Annotated in this window: 11 protein-coding genes; 6 read left to right on the forward strand and 5 right to left on the reverse strand. The window is 60.1% G+C overall.

All coding sequences use genetic code 11. The annotated features are described in order from the left end of the window. The first annotated feature begins 147 nt into the window (after window positions 1-147). The 5 genes from WB528_RS00640 (at window position 148) to WB528_RS00660 (ending at window position 3,233) form a co-directional block, all read left to right on the forward strand. A complete protein-coding gene (locus WB528_RS00640) occupies window positions 148-597 on the forward strand; it encodes a nuclear transport factor 2 family protein (RefSeq protein ID WP_423886503.1) in 450 nt (149 codons plus the stop codon). 280 nt (window positions 598-877) lie between these two features. After that, entirely contained in the window at window positions 878-1,309 is a 432-nt protein-coding gene (locus tag WB528_RS00645; RefSeq protein WP_423886504.1) for a nuclear transport factor 2 family protein, read from the forward strand. Between the two features lie 218 nt (window positions 1,310-1,527). Then, on the forward strand, window positions 1,528-2,373 hold the full coding sequence (locus WB528_RS00650; protein ID WP_423886512.1) for a hypothetical protein: 846 nt from the start codon (window positions 1,528-1,530) through the stop codon (window positions 2,371-2,373). Between the two features lie 175 nt (window positions 2,374-2,548). Further along, window positions 2,549-2,968, forward strand: a complete 420-nt coding sequence (locus tag WB528_RS00655) for a hypothetical protein (RefSeq protein ID WP_423886513.1) — start codon at window positions 2,549-2,551, stop codon at window positions 2,966-2,968. Window positions 2,969-3,095: 127 nt separating this feature from the next. Beyond that, complete coding sequence (locus tag WB528_RS00660; protein ID WP_423886505.1) at window positions 3,096-3,233, forward strand: hypothetical protein; 138 nt, start codon at window positions 3,096-3,098, stop codon at window positions 3,231-3,233. A gap of 57 nt (window positions 3,234-3,290) precedes the next feature. On the opposite strand, the gene WB528_RS00665 is transcribed toward WB528_RS00660, so the two are convergent. The 3 genes from WB528_RS00665 to WB528_RS00675 form a co-directional block, all read right to left on the reverse strand. Then, window positions 3,291-3,434, reverse strand: coding sequence for a hypothetical protein (locus WB528_RS00665; RefSeq protein ID WP_423886506.1), 144 nt, complete (start codon window positions 3,432-3,434; stop codon window positions 3,291-3,293). Between the two features lie 87 nt (window positions 3,435-3,521). Then, the gene (locus tag WB528_RS00670) at window positions 3,522-4,004 is read right to left on the reverse strand and encodes a MaoC family dehydratase (protein WP_423886507.1); all 483 of its coding nucleotides are present in this window, start codon (window positions 4,002-4,004) and stop codon (window positions 3,522-3,524) included. Beyond that, a complete protein-coding gene (locus WB528_RS00675) occupies window positions 4,004-4,474 on the reverse strand; it encodes a MaoC family dehydratase (RefSeq protein ID WP_423886508.1) in 471 nt (156 codons plus the stop codon). The genes WB528_RS00670 and WB528_RS00675 overlap by 1 nt, the downstream gene beginning before the upstream one ends. Window positions 4,475-4,644: 170 nt before the next feature. Between WB528_RS00675 and WB528_RS00680 the strand changes: the two genes are divergently transcribed. After that, window positions 4,645-4,938 carry a DUF4282 domain-containing protein gene (locus tag WB528_RS00680; RefSeq protein WP_423886509.1) on the forward strand — a complete coding sequence of 98 codons (294 nt, stop codon included), beginning with the start codon at window positions 4,645-4,647 and terminating at the stop codon, window positions 4,936-4,938. 33 nt (window positions 4,939-4,971) lie between these two features. Here the strand turns inward: WB528_RS00680 and ychF are convergent, their stop codons facing one another. After that, window positions 4,972-6,069, reverse strand: a complete 1,098-nt coding sequence (gene ychF / locus WB528_RS00685; protein WP_423886510.1) for a redox-regulated ATPase YchF — start codon at window positions 6,067-6,069, stop codon at window positions 4,972-4,974. A 36-nt stretch (window positions 6,070-6,105) separates the two neighbouring features. Beyond that, on the reverse strand, window positions 6,106-6,708 hold the full coding sequence (gene pth, locus WB528_RS00690) for an aminoacyl-tRNA hydrolase (RefSeq protein WP_423886511.1): 603 nt from the start codon (window positions 6,706-6,708) through the stop codon (window positions 6,106-6,108). Window positions 6,709-6,746 lie beyond the last annotated feature (38 nt).

Consider the following 6,746-nt stretch of genomic DNA (forward strand, 5'->3'; position numbering starts at 1 on the left):
GGCGGACAGCCATATGACGCTTCTACCCGCTGCGCGTGTGATCAAAAATCATTTAGCCGGTTGATTGCGGAACCGTCAGCATGAAAATGGAGGTACAAAGTAAAGACAATGCGGTGAGTCGGGTCCAACACCGGCGGAGACGAGCAGATGATCAACGAGCTTCAACGCCGTCGCGTCGTCGACCTGATCGACGCCTTCTATGCCGGCGATATCGAGCGCGCCCTGACGTATTGCAGCGACGACGTCGATTTTTTCTCCAACGCACCGATCGATATCCTGCCGCATCTCGGCCACCACCGCGGCAAGGACGACGTCCGGCAGATGTGGAAGACGATTCATCAGCGCTATTACAGCATGCGCTACGAAATGCCGTTCATCGCGGCCGAAGACGACAAGGTCGCGGTCCATCTTCGCGCGTTCTTCGGCAAGCGGCGCAACCAGCGGATCGTGCAGTTCGACGCTGCGCTGTTCTTTACGCTTCAGGACGGCAAGATCGTCAGGATTCGCGAGATCATCGACACGTTCGACCTGATCCAGCAGGTGGTGGAGCGGGACGTCATCGAGATGATCGTGAGCAAGGCCGGCGAGAGTATTTAGAGTATATTAAGTCGCATCCGAAATTGGCGGCGCGGGCATTGCTGTTTGGCCTGACGGCGGCCCGCGACGACGCCATCGCCGTCCAGCCGGGGCCACCTGCCCCGAACCAAGTCAGGCCCGGAAAGTAGTCCGCATTCGTGCAATGCAAAATTGCATTTGCATTTGGGCAAACTTCGTTTATTTGAAGCTTCAAATATCGTCAGCCTCCAGGCACGGCGTCGCCAATGACGCCCATCAGGGCCGGTCGCTGATCAGGAAATCCAGTCAGGAAACAGATGTCATGACAGAGCACAGTCTCTGGCGTTTCTCTCGTGCGTTGCATCGCGCGATCAACGACCGCCAGCCTGAAGAACTCATAGCCATGATCGACGACGACGTCGACTGGGCGATCTATGGGCCGATCGACATGTTTCCGTTCTTCGGCGCGCGCCGCGGCAAGGCCGCCGTGCTCGATGTGATCCGCCAGGTCGCCGATAACGTCCGGGTGCACCGGTTCGACCGCGAGTCGATGATGTTGGGTCCGGATTCGGGCGCCTCGATGATGCGCTATTCGCTGACCCTGCTCGACGCCAACAAGCCGATCAGCCTGCGGCTCGCGCAATTTGCGCAGTTCAAGGCCGGCAAGCTCCTCAGTATCCGCATCCTGGTCGATACGTTCGATCTGGTGGAGCAGGCCCTGGGCCACCCCATTCACCTGCCGCGGATCGCCTGAAGCTACAGACCTTGCAGCCGCCTTCCCTGCACGCCACATTTCCGCAACGATGAACCGTCATCCTTGACGGGCGGGCAGGATCGATGATTTCCGGAATTGGATACGGTTTAGCCGGGTTTCTTTTGCTGGCGGCCGCCTCCGGCCTCGGTGGCCGGCCCGCTCACGCGCAGGTCAAATCCCCAGAAGCCAAATCCTCCGAAATCAAATCCTTGGAGGATGTGCCTTTGCAGGCCCCTCCCAAGGTATCGCCCTGGCCCGAGTCGTCCGATCAGCAGCCGCAGGAAGCGACCGAATCGCCTCCCGGAGAAGACCAGCCGGCCGCCACGGCTGAAGACGCCGATATCGCCAACCTGGATATCGACTGGAGCCTGCTCGACGTCGACGCTTCCACATTAATGATGACGCACCCGGTGAAGCTGCATGCCACCTCGCGCGCCCCCTCGTCCGACGAAATGACATGGTCCTCGCAGGAAAAGGCCAACGGGTCGGCGGTCTCGGTCAAGCAGCCGATTTCGCGATTCTGGGACGCGCGGGTTGGCGCCGACATGACGGTGGTCCGGCAACCGTCAACGCTTTCGGAATTGCTGGCCGAAAAGGCCACTAATGGCGGCAACGAGCCGCAGTCTTCCGGCACCGCATGGGCCTCGGCCACCGCGCCGGGGGTGGGCTCGATCTGGGACAAGACAACGGTCGAGGCAAGGCTCGATCCTTCGCAGGATCAGGGCAAACTCGGCACCTCCCTGAGCAAGTCGCTCACATTCAGCGAGCAATATTCGCTCACCCTTCAGAACGGCTACAACATGACCCAGGGCCTGGCGCCACTGCCGGGGTCGGCCGGCCACACGATCTATGAGACCGAGCAATCCGCAAAGCTCGGGATTGCCGATACCGGCACCAGCTTTTCGGCCGGCCAGACGCTGTCGACGTCAGACGACAGGTGGCTGCGCAAGATCGGAGCCGAACAGAAAATCGTCGGTGGTTTCAACATTTCCGGCTCGATCGCGGAGACCCCGCTCGGCATCGCCAACAAGAGCGTTTCCGCCGGTTTCAAGCAGAGCTGGTAGGCGGAAAGGACGTCAAATTCGCCGCTCCGGCGGTCATTCTCTGGTCCAGCGAAAGCACCTGCATTGCCGCATATTGGCCGCGATCCAGCCAGAATCGGAAGTCCTCATGGTGGCGTCAACCTGGTCGTGCGGGGGTATTCGCGCTCGCGACCAATGCGAAACAGGGAAAAAGCCGATGAACCCCATTCGTTCCGAGAAGATTGAATCGATCGACGAGGATCAAAACTCCGCTGCCGTCTCCGAGGTCGAGGACGGCATTCGTGATTTCGTCCGCAACGACATCGCTTACCTGCGCCGTCCGGTGCCGAACATGGTGGCAAGCACCGATGCGGCGGTCGACCCGGCCGCCGAAGCCACCGTCAACAACGTCAACTCGCTGATCCAGCGCGTGGCCGGCAGTTCGCTTGCGGAAATCGAGAACCTGATTTCGGAGCTCGAGAGCCTCCGCGACATCCTGCACGCCGAAGGGCAGCGCGTTCAGCGCGAGATTTCGGGTTACGCCCAGCTCAGTCAGGCGGCGATGAAATCGACCCGCATGATCGCCGACAATGTGGCGCAGTGGAAGCGTACCGCCGACGGCTTGCGCCACAGCTAGGCGGCCTGAACACGAGATTTCGAGCCGGGCCATACGGTCCGGCTCGAATCGTCGATGGTGACGAAGTCCGTTGAACCTACCGGGTCAGGCTCGCGACCAAGTGCAGGTAAATCCGGGGAATTCCTGCATGAAGACCGTTCGGCCCGACAACGGCGATTCGATTCCGCTGGAGACACCGCCTCAACACGTGGGCACGATCATGATCCGCTTTGTCGGATTGCTGCTGGCGGCGGTGGTGGTTCTGGCAATGATCTGGAGCCGATGAGCGAGCGCCCTTTCACAAAAAGCGCCCTTTCAGCAACCATGGTTAGCAGTCTCTGACTTAACGAGCCGCGAGCTGTTCGCTTTCGAGCGAATAGGCGCCGTCCGCATAGCCTTTCACCACCATTCCGGTCGTGAACATCACCGCGATCGTCACGGTGGCAAAGATAAAGCCCAATAATTTCAACCCGTGGCGGTCAGCCATGATTTAACCCCTCGCGCGCGCCCCGCATCTATTTGGCAGGCACTCGTTCAAAATAAGTTAGCGGGGGTTTGGTTCCTTTGGGCCTGGTCAGGCGCCGGCGTTCCGCCGCGGCACGAAGGCCGTCGACAGCATCGAAAACACCGGCTCGCCTTTTTGATTGGTTCCGGCGTTGCGCGCCTCCAGAATTCCCCATTGCGGTCTGCTCGACGAGATGCGCATCGATTCAATTTCGCCGATGAAGCTGATCGTATCGCCCGCGAGCACCGGCCTGATCCAGCGCAATTCGCGAAACCCGGGAGAAGGCCCCCAGACCGCGACTTTCTCGCCGCGGGCTGCGGCCTCGCTGGCCCGACGCTGGCCGTCGGCCACCAGCAGCTTCATGCAGACGGACCCGACATGCCACCCCGAAGCCGCCAAGCCACCGAACAGCGATTTGCGCCCCGCTTCTTCGTCAAGGTGAAAGGGCTGCGGATCAAACTTCACAGCAAATGCCTTGATCCCGTCGGCCGTGAAGGTGAACGAGCCAATCTCGCGCCGCTGCCCGATTTCGATGTCCTCGAAAAAATTCATCAGGGAGCCTCGCCGGTTGCAGCTTCGTCGCGGCGACGAACGATGATCGGCGACACCATCTCGCACAATGCCTGCCCCGACGCATTGCTCGCCACGGCTTTGAGCGTGACAATACCGGTCGTCGGACGGCTGCGCGAAACGCGCGCTTCCGTCACTTCGACGTCGAGCGTGATGTCGTCACCGGGCCGAAACGGCGCCAGCCAGCGCAACTCATTGACGCCCGGCGAGCCCAATGACGCGGTGCGGCCGATAAAGCCATCGAACATCATGCGCATAATGATCGAGCACAGGTGCCAACCCGAACCGGCAAGCCCCTTCAACAGCGAGCGCGAAGCGGCCTCTTCGTCCAGATGCATCGGCTGCGGATCGAACTCGGTGGCGAAGGCGCGAATTTCCTCGGCCGTGACATGTCGCGGCCCGAAACGGCCCAGCGGGCCGGGTTTAAAGTCTTCGAAAACGAGAGATTTCATGATTGGGGACATCTTGCGGGAAGCCTGATTGTGGCCGCACTTTGTGGCAATCTCAACCCGATCCATATGCATGGCTCGCCTTCGACTTGCCCGAACCTCCATTCGGAGCTAGCCATTTATCGAAACAGACCGATCGCGCGAATCAAATTCGACTTGCCGGAGAAGGACCGATGTTCGATTTTCAGGATCTGTTTCAGTGGGACCGCTTCATTACGCCCACGATCATCAAGACATTTTACTGGCTGGTTATCGCGCTGATTTGCCTGTTTGGCATCGCCGGCATTTTCGCGGGCCTTGCGGCGATGGCGATCAGCCCTTTCGGGGGATTCATTCAATTATTGTCGTCGATCGCAAGCGTCATCGTCGGCATCATCTTCTCGCGTATCGCGGCGGAATTCGTCCTGATCGTGTTCCGCATCAACGAACATCTCGGAGCGATCCGGGATCAGGGCGCAGGACACTAGCGCACCTCGTCGAGGCGGCCGCATCACGCAATATCAGTTGTTGAACCTGAAATGCATTACGTCGCCGTCGGCAACGACGTATTCCTTGCCTTCCAGGCGCAGCTTTCCAGCATCGCGAGCACCGGCTTCGCCGCCTAGCGAGACATAGTCGGCGTAGGCAATGGTCTCCGCGCGAATGAATCCCTTTTCGAAGTCGGTGTGAATAACGCCGGCAGCCCCTGGCGCCTTGGTGCCTCGATGAATGGTCCAGGCGCGCGCCTCCTTCGGGCCGACGGTGAAATAGGTGATGAGGTCGAGCAACTGGTAGCCGGCACGGATCAGCCGGTCGAGGCCGGCTTCCTCAAGACCCAGCGTATCGAGGAAATCCTTGCGCTCCTCGCGCGACAGCGTCGCGATTTCGGACTCGATCTTGGCCGATATCACCACCGCAACGGCACCTTCCTGTTTCGCGCGCTCGAATACCTGCCTGGAAAAATTGTTGCCGTTCTTTGCAGACCCTTCCTCGACATTGCAGACGTAAAGCACGGGCTTCGACGTCAGAAGCCCGAGCATGTCAAACGCGCGATCCTCTTCCGGCTTGCGTTCAAGCAGCCGCGCCGGCTTGCCGTCGCGCAACAAGACCAGCGCGCGGTTAACGAGATCGAGCTGTTCCTTGGCGTCCTTGTCGTTGCCCTTTGCCTTCTTGGCGAGGTTGTCGACGCGCTTCTCCAGGCTATCGAGATCGGCAAGCATCAACTCGGTCTCGATGGTCTCGATGTCGGCGAGCGGCGCGATCTTGCCTTCGACATGGGTGACATCGGAATCCTCAAAGCAGCGCACGACATGCGCGACTGCGTCGACCTCGCGGATCGTGGCGAGAAACTGGTTGCCGAGGCCCTCGCCTTTCGAGGCGCCGCGCACGAGGCCCGCGATATCGACGAAGGTCAGCCGCGTCGGAATGATCTGCGCGGATTTTGCAATCTCCGACAGCTTGTCGAGCCTTGGATCGGGAACAGCAACCTCGCCGACATTGGGTTCGATCGTGCAGAACGGATAGTTCGCCGCTTGCGCCGCCGCCGTCTCGGTCAACGCATTGAACAACGTCGACTTGCCTACATTCGGCAGTCCGACGATACCGCATTTAAATCCCATGATCTGTCCTGAAAGCCTGAACGCGAAGCCCGCGGGCTACGCGTCACCGTCCTCGTTATCGAAAAATCCGCGCGCCTGCATTGCCAGATGCACCTTGTTCTGGAACGTCGAATCCGTGCCGCTGGCCAGGAGACCGGCGTTATCCGCCATCACTGCGCAAAGTGCTTCGACCCACGGCCGATCGCTCTTGGCAAAGTCCGACAGCACGTAACCGTGAACCAACTCCTTGACGCCGGGGTGACCGATGCCCACCCGCACGCGGCGATAATCGTTACCGATGTGCGCGGAAATCGACCGCAGACCATTGTGACCGGCGATGCCGCCCCCGATCTTCACCCGCACCTTCGCGGGCGGCAATTCGAGTTCGTCCTGAAACACGACGATGTCGCTGGCACCGAGCTTGAAGAAATTCGCCGCTTCCTGAACCGCACGGCCGGATTCGTTCATGAACGTTCCCGGAAGCAGCAGAACGACCTTGTCCTGATCGAGGGTGCCTTCCGACGTCACGCCCTGAAAACGACGGCGCCATGGTGCGAAACCATGACGCCGTGCTATTTCCTCAACGGCCATGAAGCCGATGTTGTGACGGTTATGCGCGTATTTCGCGCCGGGATTGCCGAGACCAACAAAGAGGCGCATGGCGCGGCATCCCGTCTCCTCTTACTTCTTCTTGTCTC

It is taken from the genome of Bradyrhizobium sp., from assembly GCF_049586575.1.
In the GTDB taxonomy this organism is placed as follows: Bacteria; Pseudomonadota; Alphaproteobacteria; order Rhizobiales; family Xanthobacteraceae; genus Bradyrhizobium.